Source organism: Gilliamella sp. N-G2 (assembly GCF_002142215.1).
In the GTDB taxonomy this organism is placed as follows: domain Bacteria; phylum Pseudomonadota; class Gammaproteobacteria; order Enterobacterales; family Orbaceae; genus Gilliamella.
The window spans coordinates 1-19,839 of record NZ_NAST01000023.1 but is presented as its reverse complement, the minus strand read 5'-3'; the positions used below and the strand labels follow the sequence as shown (position 1 = coordinate 19,839).

Annotated in this window: 15 protein-coding genes; 8 read left to right on the top strand and 7 right to left on the bottom strand. The window is 36.3% G+C overall.

Annotation, left to right across the window (positions count from 1 at the left end):
- Positions 1-14 precede the first annotated feature (14 nt).
- From nusA to truB, 4 genes are all read left to right on the top strand, one after another.
- Positions 15-1,490, top strand: a complete 1,476-nt coding sequence (nusA, locus tag B6C99_RS10300; protein ID WP_086359743.1) for a transcription termination factor NusA — start codon at positions 15-17, stop codon at positions 1,488-1,490.
- Positions 1,491-1,507: 17 nt separating this feature from the next.
- Entirely contained in the window at positions 1,508-4,156 is a 2,649-nt protein-coding gene (gene infB / locus B6C99_RS10295) for a translation initiation factor IF-2 (RefSeq protein ID WP_086359742.1), read from the top strand.
- An 80-nt stretch (positions 4,157-4,236) separates the two neighbouring features.
- On the top strand, positions 4,237-4,614 hold the full coding sequence (gene rbfA / locus B6C99_RS10290) for a 30S ribosome-binding factor RbfA (RefSeq protein WP_034882735.1): 378 nt from the start codon (positions 4,237-4,239) through the stop codon (positions 4,612-4,614).
- Positions 4,615-4,680: 66 nt separating this feature from the next.
- Entirely contained in the window at positions 4,681-5,583 is a 903-nt protein-coding gene (gene truB, locus B6C99_RS10285) for a tRNA pseudouridine(55) synthase TruB (protein WP_086359741.1), read from the top strand.
- Positions 5,584-5,615: 32 nt separating this feature from the next.
- Here truB and B6C99_RS10280 read toward each other — a convergent pair whose 3' ends face one another.
- Positions 5,616-6,665 carry a LacI family DNA-binding transcriptional regulator gene (locus tag B6C99_RS10280; protein ID WP_158092469.1) on the bottom strand — a complete coding sequence of 350 codons (1,050 nt, stop codon included), beginning with the start codon at positions 6,663-6,665 and terminating at the stop codon, positions 5,616-5,618.
- A 179-nt stretch (positions 6,666-6,844) separates the two neighbouring features.
- Between B6C99_RS10280 and B6C99_RS10275 the strand changes: the two genes are divergently transcribed.
- From B6C99_RS10275 to dnaB, 3 genes are read left to right on the top strand one after another with little or no spacing between them, the layout of a single operon-like run.
- A complete protein-coding gene (locus tag B6C99_RS10275; protein WP_086359739.1) occupies positions 6,845-7,852 on the top strand; it encodes an aspartate-semialdehyde dehydrogenase in 1,008 nt (335 codons plus the stop codon).
- On the top strand, positions 7,839-8,630 hold the full coding sequence (truA, locus tag B6C99_RS10270; RefSeq protein WP_086359738.1) for a tRNA pseudouridine(38-40) synthase TruA: 792 nt from the start codon (positions 7,839-7,841) through the stop codon (positions 8,628-8,630). The genes B6C99_RS10275 and truA overlap by 14 nt, the downstream gene beginning before the upstream one ends.
- Positions 8,631-8,679: 49 nt before the next feature.
- Positions 8,680-10,104: a replicative DNA helicase gene (dnaB, locus tag B6C99_RS10265; RefSeq protein ID WP_086359737.1), complete on the top strand. Its 1,425-nt coding sequence runs from the start codon at positions 8,680-8,682 to the stop codon at positions 10,102-10,104.
- Positions 10,105-10,162: 58 nt separating this feature from the next.
- Here the strand turns inward: dnaB and B6C99_RS10260 are convergent, their stop codons facing one another.
- From B6C99_RS10260 to B6C99_RS10240, 5 genes are all read right to left on the bottom strand, one after another.
- Positions 10,163-10,999 carry a metal ABC transporter permease gene (locus B6C99_RS10260; RefSeq protein WP_086359736.1) on the bottom strand — a complete coding sequence of 279 codons (837 nt, stop codon included), beginning with the start codon at positions 10,997-10,999 and terminating at the stop codon, positions 10,163-10,165.
- Entirely contained in the window at positions 10,996-11,856 is an 861-nt protein-coding gene (locus tag B6C99_RS10255) for a metal ABC transporter permease (protein WP_086359735.1), read from the bottom strand. Before B6C99_RS10255 ends, B6C99_RS10260 begins: the two co-directional genes overlap by 4 nt.
- Positions 11,856-12,752 carry a manganese/iron ABC transporter ATP-binding protein gene (locus B6C99_RS10250; RefSeq protein ID WP_086359734.1) on the bottom strand — a complete coding sequence of 299 codons (897 nt, stop codon included), beginning with the start codon at positions 12,750-12,752 and terminating at the stop codon, positions 11,856-11,858. The genes B6C99_RS10255 and B6C99_RS10250 overlap by 1 nt, the downstream gene beginning before the upstream one ends.
- Complete coding sequence (locus B6C99_RS10245; protein WP_086359733.1) at positions 12,752-13,672, bottom strand: metal ABC transporter substrate-binding protein; 921 nt, start codon at positions 13,670-13,672, stop codon at positions 12,752-12,754. Before B6C99_RS10245 ends, B6C99_RS10250 begins: the two co-directional genes overlap by 1 nt.
- 342 nt (positions 13,673-14,014) lie before the next feature.
- Positions 14,015-16,153: an autotransporter outer membrane beta-barrel domain-containing protein gene (locus tag B6C99_RS10240; protein WP_086359732.1), complete on the bottom strand. Its 2,139-nt coding sequence runs from the start codon at positions 16,151-16,153 to the stop codon at positions 14,015-14,017.
- 222 nt (positions 16,154-16,375) lie between these two features.
- On the opposite strand from B6C99_RS10240, the gene B6C99_RS10235 reads away from it, so the two are divergent.
- Complete coding sequence (locus tag B6C99_RS10235) at positions 16,376-17,299, top strand: L-lactate dehydrogenase (protein ID WP_086359731.1); 924 nt, start codon at positions 16,376-16,378, stop codon at positions 17,297-17,299.
- An 88-nt stretch (positions 17,300-17,387) separates the two neighbouring features.
- Here the strand turns inward: B6C99_RS10235 and B6C99_RS10230 are convergent, their stop codons facing one another.
- Positions 17,388-19,736: a membrane-bound PQQ-dependent dehydrogenase, glucose/quinate/shikimate family gene (locus B6C99_RS10230; RefSeq protein WP_086359730.1), complete on the bottom strand. Its 2,349-nt coding sequence runs from the start codon at positions 19,734-19,736 to the stop codon at positions 17,388-17,390.
- Positions 19,737-19,839: the final 103 nt, after the last annotated feature.

The following is a 19,839-nucleotide window of genomic DNA, read 5'->3' as shown; positions in this document are numbered from 1 at the left end:
ACGGGTGTAAAAGGATGAATAAAGAAATTTTAGCTGTTGTAGAAGCGGTATCAAATGAAAAGGCACTGACGCGTGATAAAATTTTTGAAGCGCTGGAAACCGCGTTAGCGACGGCCACTAAAAAGAAACATAATGTTGATATTGATGTTGTTGTAAAAATTGACCACAAAACGGGTAATTATGATACATTTCGCCGTTGGTTAGTAGTTAATGAAGTGACTCAACCTACTAAAGAAATTACACTTGAAGCAGCACAATTTGAAGATTCAGATGTAAAAATAGGTGATTATGTTGAAGAACAAATTGAGTCAGTCGCATTCGACCGTATTACGACGCAAACGGCTAAACAAGTTATTGTACAAAAAGTTCGCGAAGCTGAGCGAGCTATGGTTATTGACATGTTTAGAAACCGAATCGGTGATATCGTAACAGGTATTGTTAAAAAGACTAATCGTGATAGTGTTATCCTTGATTTAGGCAATAACGCTGATGCGATGATGTCTCGCCATGATATGTTACCACGTGAAAACTTTCGTATTGGTGACCGTGTTCGCGGCATTTTATATCTTGTTGAACAAGATAATAAACCAGCGCAACTTTGTGTTAGCCGTTCCAATCCTGAAATGATGGAAGAACTATTCCGTATTGAAGTGCCAGAAATCGGTGAAGAGATGATCGACATCAAAGGTGTTGCTCGGGATCCCGGTTCACGTGCTAAAATTGCCGTTAGCAGTAATGACCGTCGTATTGATCCAGTTGGTGCCTGTGTTGGTATGCGTGGCGCTCGCGTGCAAGCGGTTTCGAATGAATTTGGTGGCGAACGTATTGATATTGTTTTATGGGATGATAATCCAGCCCAATACGTTATTAATGCGATGGCGCCAGCCGATGTAGTATCTATTGTAGTTGATGAAGACAAACACACTATGGATGTTGCCGTTAATGCTGATACTTTACCACAAGCTATTGGTCGTAATGGCCAAAATATCCGTTTAGCATCACAACTTACTGGTTGGACGTTAAACGTAATGAGTACTGAAGATTTACAAGAAAAACATCAAGCAGAATCTTTTGCAGCCATTAATAATTTAATGAAACATTTAGATATTGAAGAAGATCTTGCCCAGCTTTTAGTTGAAGAAGGTTTTACTTCATTAGAAGAGCTTGCTTATGTGCCAGTTGATGAGTTACTTCAAATTGAAGAACTTGACGAAGAACTGGTAGATGCATTAAGAAATCGAGCAAAAGATGCATTAACAACTATCGCACTCGCTCATAGTGGTGATAAACGGCCTGCACAAGATCTATTGGATCTACCAGGTATGACACAAGAATTGGCCTATCAATTAGCACAACAAGATATAGTTACTTTAGAAGATTTAGCTGAACAAGGTACAGATGATCTTGCGGATATTGAAGGTTTAACAAGCAAACAAGCTGGCGATTTTATTATGGCTGCCCGTAATATTTGTTGGTTTGCAAATGAATAATTGAGGGAAAGTAATACATGACCAAAGTATCAATCGAAACACTGGCTAAAGAAATAAAGACACCAGTGCAAACACTTTTGCAACAGTTTGCTGACGCCGGGATGAAAAAAACCGCTTCAGATACTGTTACCCAAAAGGAAAAAGAAGCTTTGCTTGCGCATTTAAAACCTCAGCAAGGCCCAACAAAATTAACTTTGCAACGTAAAACACATTCAACACTAAATGTGTCTAGCGGTGGTGGTAAAAGTAAAGAAATCAAAGTCGAAGTTCGTAAAAAACGCACTATCGTTAAACAAGATCCTGCTGAATTAGAAAAAGCACGTCTTAAAGCGGAACAAAAATCGAAAGAAGAAGCTGAATTAAAAGCACGTAAAGAGGCCGAAGAGAAAGCAAAATTAGCAGCCGAAGAACAAAAGAAACGCGAAGAAGTCGAAGCTAAAAAACGCAATCAAGAACAAAAGGCTAAAGTTGCTCAAGAACAAAATGCTGATCCAAAAGTTAAAAAAGCACAAGAAGAAAAAGCTCGTTTAGAAGCTGAAGCTAACGAAATCAAACGTAAAGCAGAAGAAGAAAACCGCCGTAAACTTGAAGAAGATGCCAAACGTATGGCAGAAGAAGCGCGTAAACTTGCTGAACAATATAACGATAGCGAGGAGACAGATAATAGTGACGATGACGATTATCACGTCACTACTTCTAAATATGCTCGTGCAGCTGAAGATGATACCGATCGTGAAGTTGAAGGTGGTCGTGGTCGTGGACGTGGTAACAAACAAACTAAACAGAAGAAATCGAGCAAGTTATCAGAAGGTAAAGCAGAGCGTGAAGAAGCTCGAGCTGTAACTCGTGGTAACCACAAGAAAAAAGGCAAAAGTACTTTACAACAAGGCTTTAACAAACCGGTTCAGGCTGTTAACCGAGATGTGGTTATTGGTGAAACCATCACAGTTGCTGAACTAGCTAATAAAATGGCAGTAAAAGGTTCAGAAGTGATTAAAACTATGATGAAAATGGGGGCAATGGCAACCATAAATCAGGTTATCGATCAAGAAACTGCGCAACTTGTTGCTGAAGAAATGGGACACAAAGTGGTACTTCGTCGTGAAAACGAACTTGAAGAATCATTAATGAGTGACCGTGATACCGGTGCGGAAAAAGTATCTCGTGCACCTGTTGTGACTATCATGGGACACGTTGACCATGGTAAAACCTCATTACTAGACTATATTCGTAAAGCAAAAGTGGCGTCAGGTGAAGCGGGTGGTATTACTCAGCACATCGGTGCTTACCACGTTAAAACTGCAAGCGGTGAAATCACTTTCTTAGATACTCCGGGGCATGCCGCGTTTACCTCAATGCGTGCTCGTGGTGCTAAAGCCACCGATATCGTGGTCTTAGTTGTTGCTGCTGATGATGGGGTGATGCCACAAACCATCGAAGCGATTCAACATGCGAAAGCAGCAAATGTGCCAATTGTTGTTGCGGTCAACAAAATTGATAAACCAGAAGCCGATCCAGAACGTGTTAAAGGTGAACTCGCCCAATATGGCGTAATGTCAGAAGATTGGGGCGGTGATACTCAGTTTGTTCATGTTTCAGCAAAAGCGGGCACCGGGATTGACCAACTACTTGAAGCAATTTTATTACAAGCGGAAGTCCTTGAACTTACTGCTTATGAATCAGGAATGGCTAGTGGGGTGGTTATCGAATCCTTCCTTGATAAAGGACGTGGTTCTGTTGCGACTGTACTTGTGCAATCAGGTACCTTACGTAAAGGCGATATCGTACTGTGTGGATTTGAATATGGTCGTATTCGTGCTATGCGTAACGAATTAGGAAAAGAAGTTACTGAAGCCGGCCCTTCAATTCCTGTAGAAATTTTAGGTCTTTCTGGCGTACCGTCAGCAGGTGATGAAGCCACTGTTGTTCGAGATGAAAAGAAAGCTCGTGAAGTTGCTTTATATCGTCAAGGTAAATTCCGTGATGTTAAACTTGCCCGTCAACAGAAAGCAAAACTTGAAAACATGTTTACTAATATGACGGAAGGTGACGTATCTGAACTTAATATCGTCCTTAAGGCTGATGTACAAGGTTCGGTTGAAGCGATTTGTGATTCATTACTTAAACTCTCAACAGATGAAGTTAAAGTTAAAATCATTGGTTCTGGTGTAGGTGGTATTACAGAAACTGATGCATCACTTGCAGCAGCATCTAACGCAATTATTTTAGGGTTTAACGTTCGTGCTGATGCTTCTGCACGTAAAGTTGTTGAAGCTGAAAACTTAGATCTACGTTACTATTCAGTTATTTATGACCTAATTGATGAAGTTAAACAAGCCATGAGCGGTATGCTTGCTCCAGAATACAAGCAAGAAATTATTGGCCTTGCCGAAGTACGTGATGTATTTAAATCACCTAAATTTGGTGCAATCGCTGGTTGTATGGTAACTGAAGGTGTAGTTAAACGTCATAATCCAATTCGTGTATTACGTGATAACGTGGTTATCTATGAAGGCGAACTTGAATCATTACGTCGTTTCAAAGATGACGTTAACGAGGTTCGTAATGGTATGGAATGTGGTATTGGGGTTCGTAACTACAACGATGTTCGTGTTGGTGATACTATTGAAGTCTTTGAAACTGTCGAAATCAAGCGTACTATTTAATTAATTCGTTAATTAATAGGTTAACATGTATAGGCAAGGTTTTTTAAGCCTTGCTTATACATATTTTAAGGAAAATAGATATGGCAAAAGCATTTAATCGATCATCTCGCGTGGGACATGAGTTACAAAAAGAGATTGCGATTATTTTACAGCGCGAAATCAAAGATCCACGTTTAGGCATGGTAACTGTTTCCGGTGTAGATATCTCACGTGATCTTTCCTACGCAAAAGTGTTTGTGACGTTTTTAAATGATGATGATCCGCAAGTTATTGAGCAAGGATTGAATGTCTTAAATGATGCAAAAGGGTATATTCGTACACTAATTGGTAAAGCAATGCGTCTACGAATTATTCCTGAAATTAAATTCTTCTATGATGAGTCGCTAGTTAAAGGTATGCAGATGTCGAGTTTAGTCTCGGATGTTATCAAACAAGACAACGAGCGTCATAAAGATTAATAATTAAAAACTGCTCAATGTTGTAAAAAATATTGAAGAGTATGATCCATTTCAGATTAAATATTAATGATGAATATAAAGAAAACTCGCCGTGATGTTCACGGCGTTTTGTTATTAGACAAACCTCAAGGTATGACATCAAACGATGCCTTACAAAAAGTGAAAAGAATATTCAATGCTAAAAAAGCTGGACACACTGGTGCGCTTGATCCATTAGCGACCGGAATGTTGCCGATCTGTTTTGGTGAAGCGACTAAGTTTTCACAATACTTATTAGATTCTGATAAACGTTATCGAGTGATCGCTAAATTAGGTGAACGTACCGATACCTCTGATGCTGATGGTCAAGTAATCTGCACTAAACCGGTCAATATCACTCAGACACAAATCGATGAGGCCTTAAGCCATTTTTGCGGTGATATTTTACAAGTGCCTACCATGTTTTCAGCTTTAAAATATCAGGGCAAACCACTTTATGAGTACGCTCGCCAAGGTATTGTCATTGAGCGTGAAGCCAGACCGATTACCGTTTACGAAAATCAGTTTATCCAATACGATTTTGCTAAACAGGAGTTAACTTTAGAGATCCATTGCTCGAAAGGGACCTATATTCGTACCATTATCGATGATTTAGGTGAATTACTTGGCTGTGGTGCGCATGTGATCTATTTAAGACGCTTGCAGGTATCAAATTATCCCGTCGATAAAATGATCAGCCTAGATGATTTACAAAATATAAGCGAAAAAGAACCATTACTTATGCCTGTTGATAGCCCATTACAAGCGAGCCAAAAAGTGGTATTGAGTGAAAGTCAAGGCAAAGATATTTTATTAGGTAGAACCGTTACTGTTGAAAGCTCTGTACCCGTTGAAACATTAGTGAGAATTTATCAGGAACAACAATTTATTGGTGCAGGAAACCAACTCTTCAATAAATTATCGCCCAAAAGATTGATATCAATTTCTTAACTAATAGGTTATTTGATATAAAAAATAAATGATTATTTAATAAAAAACATTTCGGTATCGATAATATGACATTGTGATATTGATGTTATATCTTGTTTGAGAATATCACATAATAACTGTGCTGATTTACAACCCATTTGGTATAAAGGTTTATTGACTCTACTTAGCCGATCTAACTCATTATATTGAAGATCATTGGAATAACTAATGTAAGTAATTGAAAGCGGATGTAGCTGTTGCGATTGACTCTCTTTAGCTTGGTGTAATGCACCAAAAAGTGAACGATAACTTGATAAATAATTTTGTGCATAATTGTTATTTGAATCAAAACAAGAGAGGCTACTCAAATCCTCAAAAATAAGTGCTGTCGGTGGTTTATTACTTTGGAGTAATGTTTTAACGGCATCTCGTCCATGTTCATAGGTTAGGCAACCTTGTATGATATAATCAGTATCAATCTGAATATTAATACGATTCAATGCCTGCTGATAACCTTGTAAAAAGAGTGAGGAGTTAGCATTTTTATCGCTATTAACAAAAATGGCGATCTTATTATGCCCTTGATCAATCAAATGCTTAGTGGTTTGAAAGCCAATTGTCATGTGATCGAAATGGATACACGAAAAGTTATTCTTAAAGTGATTAACAAATATGATAGGTGGTAATGATTTTTTATAATTATTCAAATGATTAAAGTATGGTGCTTGGTTTATGATTATAATACCAATAAAGCAATTTTGTTTAATATATTGAATTAAATGATAAATATCATTTTTGACATGATAAGAAAATTGCCAATAAAACCATTGAAATCCAGCTTCATATAAAACTTGCTCAATACCAAAATTGATTAAACTTTTAGAGATGAGTTGGTTATCAATAATTAAAATTTTATTGCTTTGATGAACTAATTGATAGTCTTTTAAATTTTTTGACAGATCAACATTTAAAGCTTTCATCGCTTGGTAAACTAGAAGTTGAGTTTTTGTCGAGGTTAAGTTTGGCGTTCTTAATACTCTTGATACTGTAGCGATTGAAACCTTAGCCTTTTTCGCTATGATCGATAATGATGTTTTTGTCATAATCATTAATAAAATTAAATAATCGATAAAATTACTTTAGCGAAGATTATCAAAACTGTAATTAACAAAAATTCAATTCTTTGAGCAAGATTCCAAATTTTTAGAAAATATCTTTTTTCAAAATCTTTAACAATAAAGTGGTATAATTGCCACTAAATTTTTTAATTCGGGTCTATTATATGTCTGTATGGAATATCGCCATTGTTGGTGCGACAGGACAAGTGGGTTCTGCACTAATTGAGTTATTAAATAACTCAAAAACTATTGAAATTAAAAATCTCTATTTAGTCGGTAGCGACAACAGCGCTGGTGAAGTTGTGCGCTTTGCAAGTAAGAATTTAACCGTGATTGATAGTCAACAAATGGATTGGAGCCAATGCCATTTTGCCTTTTTTGTTGCTGGCAGTAAAAGCAGTGAAAAATATGCTCAAACAGCCGCACAAGCAGGTTGTATAGTTATCGATGCTAGTGGCTTTTTTGCAGATCAAGATCATATTCCATTAATTGTGCCTAAAGTAAATAACAGTGTATTAACCGAATATCGTAATGAAAATATCATTGCAGTAGCTAGCCCAACGGTATCTCAACTATTGCGCTGTGTGGCATCATTAGCTGATATCCAATTGCTGACTAATCTACATGTAAGTAGCTTTATTCCATCATCACTATATGGTAAATCAGGTATTGATGAACTTGCTGGGCAAAGTGCTCGGTTACTTAATGGTATGCCAGTTGATAACCAATTGTTTGACAATCAACTTGCTTTTAATTTATTACCAATTTCTCATGAATCTGATCACCGAAGTTTAGGTGAACATTCGCAGATTAACCAAATTCGTAAAGTGATAAGTAATTATGATTTACCAATCTCTATTGAATCAGTTATTGTGCCGGTATTTTACGGATTGGCTCAAGCAGTTAATGTTTCAAGCAGTTTACCTATTGAATTAGATATGGCCCGTTTTGGTGAATTTGGGGTAGAAGTGAAAAGTGAAGATTTACCAACCCCAGTAACCGAAGTAAACACCGAAGCTGAAAACAACTTAACCATTAAACTGGCTAATTTACGACACAGCTATGGCAATTATGAGCAAATTCAATTTTGGTCAGTGGCGGATAATATCCGTTACTTAGGTGGACTAATGTTAATCGAGACGCTTGAGATCTTAATTAATGACTACCTCTAAGATTGCATTAGGTATCGAGTATGATGGCAGTAGCTATTTTGGTTGGCAACGTCAACAACATGTTGATTCAGTACAACAAAGATTAGAATCAGCTTTGTCAGTAATTGCTAATGAACCTATCGCGGTATTTTGCGCTGGGAGAACTGATGCCGGTGTCCATGCAACAGGGCAAGTCATTCATTTTGAAACAACTGCTCAGCGTGCTGAAGGAGCATGGACAATGGGCGTCAATTCCCATCTTCCTGACAATATCGCTGTACGCTGGTCGAAAAGCGTGGATGACCATTTTCATGCTAGATTTAGTGCAACAGCTCGACGTTATCGATATGTGATTTATAACCACCGTTATCGGCAGGCTATTTTAGCTAAAGGGGTATCACACTATTATCTGCCATTAAATGAAAAACTCATGCATCAAGCAGCACAATATTTATTAGGTGAAAATGATTTTTCATCGTTTAGAGCGGCGCAGTGTCAATCACAGACACCTTGGCGTAATATTCATCATATTGCAGTTACAAGACAGGGTGAATATGTTATTGTCGATATTAAAGCTAATGCCTTTGTTCACCATATGGTGCGTAATATTGTTGGCAGTTTATTAGAAGTTGGTGCTGGTAACCAATCACCGCAATGGATCGAAGCTTTATTAGCGGCAAAAGATCGTACCCAAGCAGCAGCAACGGCAAAACCTGAAGGATTATATTTGGTTCAGGTGGATTATCCATTAGAATATCAACTTCCTAATTGCGCTTTAGGCCCATTATTTATACAGTAAGCAAATTAGTTATAGGTTAAATGAATTTAAAAATACAAAGATGAATGCAATGAAAAATGATGAAACAAGTTCGAATAAAGAACTGAAAAATCAAGATGCAAAAAAATCAAAATTGCAAAATATAAAGTTGCCTCCTCATTCTATTGAGGCAGAACAAGCTGTGCTTGGTAGCCTAATGTTGGATAATCAACGTTGGGATGTTGTCGCAGAAATGATTACTGACCGTGATTTTTATTCTCGTCATCATCAATTAATATTTTCAGAAATGCATACTTTAGTCAGTCGTGGTACTCCGATTGATTTAATTACACTTTCTGAAAGTTTAGAAAGTAAGGATTTGCTGATCGATGTTGGTGGATTTGCGTATTTAGCTGAACTTTCTAAAAATACTCCTAGTGCGATTAATGTGGTTGCGTATACCGATATTATTCGTCAACAAGCTATATTGCGTGAATTGATTAGTGCTTCAAATGAAATAGCCGACAACTGTTACTCAACTGAAGGTCGAGATAGTACGGAAATTTTAGACTTAGCTGAAAGTAAAATCTTCCAAATTGCCGAAAGTCGCACTAAGCAAGGTGAAGGTCCGAAAAATATCACCGATGTGCTAGAAGCTACTGTTGCAAAAATTGAAGAATTATTCCAGCGTCCACATGATGGGGTGACAGGAGTATCAACGGGCTTCCTTGATTTAGATAAAAAAACCGCAGGTTTACAGCGATCAGATTTAATTATTATTGCTGCTCGCCCGTCAATGGGTAAAACCACCTTTGCGATGAATCTCTGCGAAAATGCTGCTATGATGCAAGAAAAACCAGTTCTTATTTTTAGTCTAGAGATGCCATCTGAACAAATCATGATGCGTATGTTAGCGTCGCTGTCACGGGTTGACCAAACACGTATTCGTACTGGTCAACTACAAGATGATGACTGGGCAAGAATATCTAGCAGTATGGGATTACTACTTGAGAAGAAAAATATTTATATTGATGATTCATCAGGATTAACACCTATGGAGTTACGTTCAAGGGCAAGACGAATCTATCGTGAACATAAAGGTTTAAGTATGATCATGGTCGATTACTTACAATTGATGCGTGTGCCAAATATATCAGAGAACCGAACGCTTGAGATTGCAGAAATTTCACGTTCATTAAAAGCCTTAGCAAAAGAGTTACAAATTCCAGTCGTTGCCCTATCACAGCTTAACCGTAGCTTAGAGCAACGTGCCGATAAAAGGCCAGTTAACTCAGACTTACGTGAATCAGGATCTATTGAACAAGATGCCGACGTGATTATGTTTATCTATCGTGATGAAGTGTATAACGAAGCGTCGGAACATAAAGGTATTGCTGAAATCATTTTAGGTAAACAGCGTAATGGTCCAATAGGCAAAGTACGCTTAAAATTCCAAGGTCAATTCTCACGGTTTGATAATTATGCTGATGCTAGCAAATATTTGGATGATGAATAGTTAAGCCATAATATCTAGTGTAAATGTAGAATAATGCACAACATTTACACTAGTTCAATTAAAGCCTTACTTTATGATTAACGTAGACTCGATAAAACTGAGCTATAACAAAGATAAACGCCTGCAATATCACAATACAAGCACTGGTTGAGGCATCTAAATGAAAACTGATTAATGTACCGGTTACCGTCGAAAAAGCTGATACAATCACCGCAATCACTAACATCTTCTCAAAACGTTTGGTTAACAAAAATGCAGTAATACCTGGGGCGATTAGCATTGCAATAACTAAGATAACACCTGCCGCTTTTAGTGAGCCAACAATGGTTAACGCCAATATACTCAATAAACCATAATGTAATAATTTAACAGGCAAACCTACCACTTTCGCTTGTACCGCATCAAAACAGTACAACATCAGATCGCGGCGTTTAATAATAACTAAAATCGAAACAATGCTCGCAATAGCGATGATTTGTATTAATTCTTGATAACTTGTTCCTAATACGCTACCGAATAAAATATGGTTCAAATGTTGCGATGTTTCAACTTTAGAAAATAGTACCAAACCAAAGGCAAACATCCCAGAAAAGACAATTCCCATTACGGTATCCTCTTTTATTCGACTATTTTCCTTAATGTATCCGGTAGCGACGGAACAACATAATCCGGAAGTAAACGCACCTATTATCAGTGGGATACCTGCCAAATAAGCGAGAACAATGCCTGGTAATACGGCGTGAGAAATAGCATCTCCCATCAATGACCAGCCTTTCAATACTAAAAAGCACGACAGCAGGGCACAAACAATCCCAGTAGCTAAAGCGGCAAAAATAGCACGTTGAACAAAAGGAATGGTTAGGGGATGATAGATAAGTTCCCATAATACGATCATAGAGCTCTCCCTTGTCTTGCTTGTCTAATTCGGCGGCGGTTGGAAAGCAAACCTTGTTTAGGTGCAAATAAGAAGGCGGTTAAAAAGACTAATGTTTGTAGTGTCACTATTACGCCACCGGTTTCGCCATTTAAAAAGTAACTAATCCAAGCGCCGATGGCACTGGTTAGTGCGCCAATGATCACCGAAATGATTAACAACCGTGAAAATCTATTGGTAAGTAGGTAAGCAGTTGCGCCTGGGGTTACCACCATCGCAATAACTAAGATTGCCCCGACGGTTTGCAATGCTGCTACAGTACAGGCACTTAGAATGGTAAAAAATAGGATCTTTAACGCTAATGGCCTTAAGCCGATGGAACGAGCATGGGTTTCGTCAAAAAATACCACTAACAGATCTTTCCAAAAAAAGAGAAGCAAAATAAACGAAACCAAAATAATGATTTGCACTTGCCACATATCACTATCATCAATTCCCAAAATGTTACCAAAAATAATGGTTTGAGCATTAATGGAGGTTGGATTTAGTGAAATAATTAAAAGTCCAATAGCAAAAAAGGTTGAAAAGATGAACCCAATAATGGCATCTTCTTTTAAGCGAGTAAAAGCACGTACAATTGTTATTGACAAAGCAGCTAACAATCCAGTAAAAAAAGCACCGACCGAATAAGGCAAACCAAGTGCATAAGCGCCAGCCACACCCGGCACGACAGAGTGCGAAAGGGCATCCCCCATTAATGACCAACCTTTTAACATCAAAAATGCCGATAAAAATGCACATGCGGCACCAACAATACTACTTACCCAAATGGCTTTTAACATAAAGCCATAGGTAAATGGTTCAAGAAGTAGTTCCATTAGTGTTGCCCTTTAGTTTCAATAACCGTTGGTTCGACAAGTAAATCCTGATGAGCAGAATTATCATTACCTTCACCATAAAATACTGCGGCACGTTCATCATCGGTTAAAATTGACATCTTGCGAGGATCTTCATCTTGGTGCAATTGTTCGCCAGATAAACTTAAATAACGTAGTGCACCCCCAAATGTTGTCATTAGATTTTGTGGTGTAAAGGTGGTTTTGGTTTCGCCAAAAGCTAACACGGTTTGGTTGATTAATACCACCTGATCACAAAATTCAGGCACACTACCTAAATTGTGGGTAGAAACTAAGATCAAATGACCTTCATCTCGCAGAGCTTTAAGCAGATCGATAATGGCATTTTCGGTTTTAACGTCAACGCCGGTAAATGGCTCATCTAACAATAAAACCTTACCTTGTTGAGCTAAAGCTCTTGCCAAAAAGACTCGTTTTTTTTGACCGCCAGAAAGTTGACCAATCTGGCGATGTTTAAAATCCAACATATTGACTCGGTCTAGTGCTAAATCGACCTGTCTCTTATCTTCTTTACTTGGTATTCGCAAAAAAGACATATGACCATAACGCCCCATCATTACAACATCCGATACCAAAACTGGAAAGTCCCAATCGACCTCCTCGGTTTGCGGAACATAAGCAATAATATTTTGCTTTAATGCTTGTTTTACCGAAATATTATTAAATGTCACCTGACCTTTAGTTGGTTTTATCATTCCCATAATGCTTTTAAATAGTGTTGATTTTCCACTACCATTAACGCCAACCAGTGCACAGATTGTGCCACCATTTAACCGAAAACTAGCATCATGAATCGCAGTGTGACCATTATTATAAGTCACGGTAATATCATCAACATTTAAGCAAATTTGCGTCATTATTTTTCGAATCCTTTAGCGATTGTTTCAACCGTCACTTTTAATAAATCGATATAAGTTGGAACAGGACCATCTTTGGTAGAGAGTGAATCAACATAAAGCACACCACCATATTTAGCACCGGTTTCTTTACTTACTTGCTTAGCGGGTTTATCGGAAATGGTACTTTCACTAAATAATACTGGGATATTATTAGCTCGTACCAAATCAATAAGATTTTTAACTTGCTTAGGAGTACCTTGTTGCTCGGCATTAATTGGCCATAGATATGCTTCTTTAAGATTATAATCACGGGCTAAATAACTAAATGCCCCCTCACTAGTGACTAACCAACGTTGTGATTCGGGGATTTTCGCTAAACGCTCACGTAGTGGGGCATCAAGTACCTTAATTTTCGCCACATATTCTGCGGCATTTTTATTATAAATCTCGGCATTTTTGGGATCATATTTAACCAAAGCGGCACGAATATTTTCAACATAAGTCAAAGCAAGGGTTGGTGACATCCATGCATGTGGATTTGGATTGCCTTTATAACTACCTTCTTGAATTGGCATTGGATCGATTCCTTCTGTGACTACAACTGAAGGTACATCCTTAATATCTTCAAAAAAACGTTCAAACCACAACTCTAAATTCAAACCATTCCACAACACCAAATCAGCAGAAAGAGCTTTAGTGATATCTTGCGGAGTAGGATCATACTCATGAATTTCAGCTCCTACTTTAGTAATTGATTCAACAACTGCGGCATCGCCAGCTACATTTTGAGCAATATCTTGAATAACGGTAAATGTGGTAACCACTTTGAATTTTTTTTCATCAGCCGATGCTGAGTTAGCTAAGCCGGTCAAAATCAACAGCGATGTTAAAATCGCATTTAATAATGTTTTACGGCTTTTAAAAAAATTGAATTTCATTGATGGATCCTTATTGTATACTATCTACTCGAACTCAATCGGACATAGAAGATAAGCTATAGATAAAACGATCAAAAATGTGTGAAATCGCTTTTTTGATCACTCCTTAATACTTAAAAAATGCAAAATTATGTTTTAAATGTTAATGAGAATTATTATCATTTATAAAATAAAAGTCAAATTTTTTATTACTCAATATTAAATAAAAATACAAAAAAAGCGTAGATAGATACATCTATTAGAATGATAGTTAATGTAGTATCAAAGGCGAGATAATTGAAAATTCCCACGCCAAATAATCAACGTGGGATGAATAGATAAAAATTTAAGCTAAATAATGTATTAAAAAGAGTAGCGATATCCACCATTAACCTGTAATAAATCAAATTTATTACCCGGAGAACTTTCTAAATCCAAATAGATATTATGTTTTTGGTTGATATTCGCATTAATGCCAACACCATTATTCCACCAATTACCTTTGAATGAGTGGCTTTCTTTATGGTTATTTAGTTTGTAATAAGTGTCTCCATCAAACTCTCTAACAATACCGGTTTTAGCATAAATATTGACACTATTTTTATCTGAATTAAATTCATAGCCCAAAAGAGCTGATGCTCGGCCAATTAATGAATTATAATTACCTAATTTAACTCTAAGTCCATTCGATGCTTTAATTGAGGTATCATTTTGATGGCTATAAGAGAATTGAGTTTGTGGTTCTATATAAAAATCATTAATTTTGAATTTTTGACCTAATTCCATTGATAAGCCAAGTCCGTTAGAATGTCCTGTACCTTGAACACGATTATTAGCAGTATCTTTAACTTTGAAGTGATTTTTTTGACGATCATATTTGGCTACAGCATCAATATAAAAACCACTATTATCTAAATAAGTTCCATATAAACCTGTGTTAAATGAACGTAATGAACCATCTCCTTTACGATAATCAGGATCACCATAAGTTTGTCCTACAAAAGCACCAACAACAAATGGTGAATTTTCAGATAGTTGTTTATCAGCACCAAATTGGAAACCATGGTAACTCATATCAAATTTGCTTAGTTTACCGCCAGAAAACGAATCTAATTTACCAGTAAAACCTCGTAACCAAACATCCCCAAACTTACCACTAGTGCGCATATCACCTAAACGTTTTAAAAGGGTTTGTGTTTCAACATAATTCATTAAATAATTGGCATTAAGAAAACCAGCACTAGCCATTGCAGAAGATGTAATAGGTGCGGAAGATTCAATAGGTGTTGAAGACGTAATAGGTTGACCTGTTAAAACATAATCATTACCATCTTTATTCAAACTATATTGGTAACCACCAAGTTCAACATCGTGATTTGTTTTGAATTCAGCTGTATTTATCGCATCATCATCGATTTCAACTAATGTTAATTTTTCATTACCAGTAGTTTGTGCAGAACCATTATTGATTAAGTTTATCGTATGGGTGCCTTCTGCTGAAACAGTTCGGTTAGTGTCAGATGATTTAGAGATAATGATTTTATCACTTTGTTGAGCGGCAATATCGGTGCGTAAATTAAACGTCGAAGCACCTTTTAAATTTTCAATTGTCAGCTTACCAAAGTTATTATCATTAATAAATTTTATATTTCCTTGACCTGATAATTCAGTAATATACGACCAATCTTGATTAATTTCCCAAGAAGCACCATTATCAAGATTCATTTTTATAATTCCAGTTGTATCTTGATTCGGGTATTCAGGATCATCACCATCATCATCATCATGAAAGAGCGAAGAAGCCGCACCAACTATTTTAGAGCCGGCAGCTAAGTCAAGAATAACGGTACCTCCTAATTCAGCATATATATTACCATTGATTATTGATTTATTATTTATTTTTAATAATGCACCTTCATCAGAATCTATATCCCCTTTAATGTAAGATTCACCATTGAATGTAAGGTTTGATCCTGAGCCAAGTATTGAAATTGCATTAATATTACTATTTATATGTGTTTCACCATTAAAGACTATATTTCCTCCATTGGCCATATATATGGCTTCATCTTCAGTATCATCAACACTTATGTTTGCTTTTCCATTAACCGTTAAATTAACATTTTCATCATATAGAGAGATTGCGGTGGCAGAGTCACCTTTCATATTAATCGTAAGATTACCATTAAATGTAGTGGATGATGTTCCCATTAAAGTTTGGATGTTATTTGTAATACCGTCAAAGCTCGAATTGATGGTTGCATTAGGAAAATTATTTTTTGACAAGTTTATTATAACGTCTTTCTCAAATACCGTATTACTATCAGGATTTATTTTTATGCCTGATATGACGTCTGATATAACTCCTCCATCATTTTCGAAATTATGTGTTTCCGGAATATTTACTTCATCAGTAAAAGTTTGTGTACCTTGTAAATTCAAAGCGTTAACCGTTAATGGCATTGCTAGGGATAATAATATAATTAATTTCTTCTTTTTCATCTCTTTCCTCTTTCCTTTCCTTATATATTCCCAAACACCCTAACAGAATAAAATAGGTTACTCAAATTAATAATACTTATTATTGAATAATTATTATTAAAAACAATTTATATCAACTATTTGCCGATCCTTGCTTATTAATGGTAAAGGTATATGATGGAGAAGTAATCGACGATATTTATACAACTTAAAAATCAGTAAGTTAAAAAGGTGGATTTAAAGATGAAACTACGTAAAGTAATGGTTATTGGTGTAGGTAATGTTGGTTCAACTACAGCTTATACATTGGTTAATCGTGGCTTTTGTGAAGAAATTGCACTGGTTGATCTTAATAATGATTTAGCTTACGGTCATGGGCAAGATTTATTAGACGCCGCAGCATATCGACAAAATATGATCAAAGTCAGTTTGCGTGAATCGACGGACTGTGCTGATATTGACATTGCTATTATTACTGTTACATCCGGACTGGCGCAAAAAAGCAGAGCAGAAGAACTAGCTGGAACCTCTAAAATCATGGCTAGCATTGTTCCCAATATGATGAACAGTGGTTTTAAAGGAATATTTTTAATTGCTACAAATCCATGTGATGCCATTACTTATCAAGTTTGGAAATTATCTGGTTTACCTCGACATCGCATCATCGGTACCGGTGTTTGGTTAGATACTGTCCGTCTACGCCGATTACTAGGTGAAAAAATGGATATTGGTCCACAAAGTATAGACGCATTCATTGTTGGTGAACATGGTGATTCACAATTTCCAGTTTGGTCTCATTCATCGGTTTATGGTATTAATCTTAACGATTTAGAAAAGAAAAAAATCGATTTTAATGATATCGGACTAAAAGCTAAAAACAAAGGCTTCGAAATTGTCAAATATAAAGGTTGCACCGAATACGGTATTGCTAGCACCATTACTGAAATTTGCCAACACATCTTCACTAACAGCCATAGAGCATTAGCATTAAGTTGTGTATTAGATGGTGAATATGGTTATAAAAAAGTCGCCATTGGGGTACCTGCAATCCTTGATCAACATGGTATTAAAAAAGTCATTGAACTCGATTTTAGTGATAATGAAAAAAAATTATTCACTAACAGTGTCAATATTGTGAAAGGGTATATTGAGCATATTAATTTATAGAGTTTTTAATAACTAGAATAAGAGTGCATTTTTATAATGCACTCTTTTTGTTTTGAATATTTTTATAATTGATTATATTTAACTTGTTTTACTTTTTGTCTGGTAATGCATATGCAATAACATAATCACCACGGACAGGTGATTGTCTTGCTCCACTAGCTGAAATAACGATATATTGTTTACCTGTTTTTTGAGAAACATAAGTCATTGGTGTTCCTTGACTACCGACTGGTAATCGAGCTTTCCAAATTTCTTCACCAGTTACTGAGTCAAACGCCCTTAAGTAAAAGTCTTGGGTAGCTGCAAAAAATAATAAGCCTGATTTTGTTGCCATTGGTCCGCCGATAGTAGGCATACCGATAGGTGCTGGTAAATGCATAGGTATACCTAATATACCTGTATCCATTACAGTACCTAAAGGTTTTTGCCATACAATTTGACGAGATTTAAGATCTATCGCCGTCATTGTACCATATGGAGGTTTTTGGCAAGGAACGCCTAAAGCAGAAGTAAATCTTAAACGCATAGCTCCATAAGGTGTCCCTTTTTGTGGAACAATACCCATTTCAATACCACTAGCATTTTTAGGAATATTTTCTTGTGGAATCATCCAGTTAGTTAGACCAATTCGCATATCATTTACGAACATTAAGTTAGTTTGAGGATCAACAGCTACACTTCCCCAATTCATTCCACCCAATGAACCTGGATATTGAAGGGTTTTTGTCATGCCTGGTGGTGTAAATAAACCATGATAGTCAGAACCCACGAAATCAATTCTGCACAGTAATTGATCATAAGGTGTTGCACCCCACATATCAAATTCAGTTAATGTCTCATTTCCAATAGATGGCATGCCAACAGAGAAAGGTTGTGTTGGTGAATAGTATTCTCCTTTAACATTACCTTGAGCAACTGGTTTTTCTTGAACCTCAGCAACAGGTTTACCAGTTTCACGATCTAACATAAAGATCTGGCCAGATTTTGTGGTTTGCACAATTACTTTTGTAACACCACCTTTTTCGTTAGGTATATCATAGAGTAATGGTTGAGATGGTAGATCATAATCCCATAAATCATGATGAGCAGTTCTGAAAGTCCAGCGAATTTGTCCTGTTTTGCGTTCTAGTGCAACAATTGAAGAGTTATACTCATCATCATATTTAGTACGATAACCACCAAAAAAGTCTGGAGTAGCGTTACCTGTAGGTGCATAAACAAGATCAAGTTCGGGATCATATGCTGTAGTAGCCCAAACATTGACTGTACCTCTAGTATAAGTTTCATTTTCAGCAGGAACATCAGTAATACTTGGATTTCCTGGATCCCAAGCCCAAACTAATTTACCATTATGAACATCAAAAGCACGAACAACTCCGCCGGGTTCATTGACTGAAAAATTATCTGCAACACGACCACCTACTACTATAACATCTTTAGCAACAAGAGGGGCTGCTGTCGGCTCATAATAACCCGGAGGAATATCACCCATATCCTTTTTCAAATCAACTACGCCTTGATCTCCAAAGTCATCACACAGCTTTCCTGTATTAGCATCAATAGCCATTAACCTAGCATCGATTGTATTCATGATGATACGTGCAGAACAAGCATTAACATTTGCTTCATCTTTATAATAAGCTAAACCACGACAACGTTGCCAATTAGGTGATGAAGCTTTAGGATCAAATCGCCATTTTTGTTCACCACTATCTGCATCTAAAGCGATAACAATATTATTTGGTGTACATAAATACACATTATCACCAATTTGCAAAGGTGTTTCTTGATCTTCAGGACCAGATCCACTATTAGATGGAATATAACCGGTACGATATGTCCAAGCTACTTCTAAATCTTTAACATTATTTTTATTAATTTGTTCAGCGCCAGAAAAGCGTGTTCCTTTGGTGGTATTAGCATATTGCTTCCAGTCTAATGGTGCGTCAGATGCTTTAAGTGTATTTTTAGCTAATTCTACCTGATTACTAATGCCACCATGTTCTTGAAACATAAAACCTAATGCAACACACAATAAAATTAAAATAAAAGTGCCTAATATATAACCACCTTTACCAGTATTAATATTACCAGATTTCTTTTTCTCTAACATAGGATAAGCGAAGGCTATAAGCATCGCAAAACCAGTAAATACCATTAAACGAGAAAATAATGGCCAGAATTGTAAGCCAACTTCATACAAAGCCCAAATTATAGTTAAAACATAAGTTAAACCATATAGGTAAGCTGCTTTAGAATTTTGTTTAAACAAAAGAAATGCAGTTATGATTTGCACTATTCCCATTAGCGCAAAAAAAAAGCTTCCTCCTAATGAAAGAAGTTGTATTCCTTTAATTGTTAAAAATAAACCACTAACTAATAAAATAATGGCAACTAGCCATAAATAAAATTTACGAAAACCAGTAATTTTTATCATGAAAAATCCTTATATTTTAAATGTTACTTTTTAACTACTTCTAGAAATTTTATATTAAATAAAAATTATCCTTGATATGAATTGATTAAGAAATAAGTCATAT

Coding starts and splice junctions, on each gene's coding strand:
- nusA (WP_086359743.1), top strand. CDS start 15: ATGAATAAAGAAATTTTAGCTGTTGTAGAAGCGGTATCAAATGAAAAG.
- infB (WP_086359742.1), top strand. CDS start 1,508: ATGACCAAAGTATCAATCGAAACACTGGCTAAAGAAATAAAGACACCA.
- rbfA (WP_034882735.1), top strand. CDS start 4,237: ATGGCAAAAGCATTTAATCGATCATCTCGCGTGGGACATGAGTTACAA.
- truB (WP_086359741.1), top strand. CDS start 4,681: ATGATGAATATAAAGAAAACTCGCCGTGATGTTCACGGCGTTTTGTTA.
- B6C99_RS10280 (WP_158092469.1), bottom strand. CDS start 6,665: ATGACAAAAACATCATTATCGATCATAGCGAAAAAGGCTAAGGTTTCA.
- B6C99_RS10275 (WP_086359739.1), top strand. CDS start 6,845: ATGTCTGTATGGAATATCGCCATTGTTGGTGCGACAGGACAAGTGGGT.
- truA (WP_086359738.1), top strand. CDS start 7,839: ATGACTACCTCTAAGATTGCATTAGGTATCGAGTATGATGGCAGTAGC.
- dnaB (WP_086359737.1), top strand. CDS start 8,680: ATGAAAAATGATGAAACAAGTTCGAATAAAGAACTGAAAAATCAAGAT.
- B6C99_RS10260 (WP_086359736.1), bottom strand. CDS start 10,999: ATGATCGTATTATGGGAACTTATCTATCATCCCCTAACCATTCCTTTT.
- B6C99_RS10255 (WP_086359735.1), bottom strand. CDS start 11,856: ATGGAACTACTTCTTGAACCATTTACCTATGGCTTTATGTTAAAAGCC.
- B6C99_RS10250 (WP_086359734.1), bottom strand. CDS start 12,752: ATGACGCAAATTTGCTTAAATGTTGATGATATTACCGTGACTTATAAT.
- B6C99_RS10245 (WP_086359733.1), bottom strand. CDS start 13,672: ATGAAATTCAATTTTTTTAAAAGCCGTAAAACATTATTAAATGCGATT.
- B6C99_RS10240 (WP_086359732.1), bottom strand. CDS start 16,153: ATGAAAAAGAAGAAATTAATTATATTATTATCCCTAGCAATGCCATTA.
- B6C99_RS10235 (WP_086359731.1), top strand. CDS start 16,376: ATGAAACTACGTAAAGTAATGGTTATTGGTGTAGGTAATGTTGGTTCA.
- B6C99_RS10230 (WP_086359730.1), bottom strand. CDS start 19,736: ATGATAAAAATTACTGGTTTTCGTAAATTTTATTTATGGCTAGTTGCC.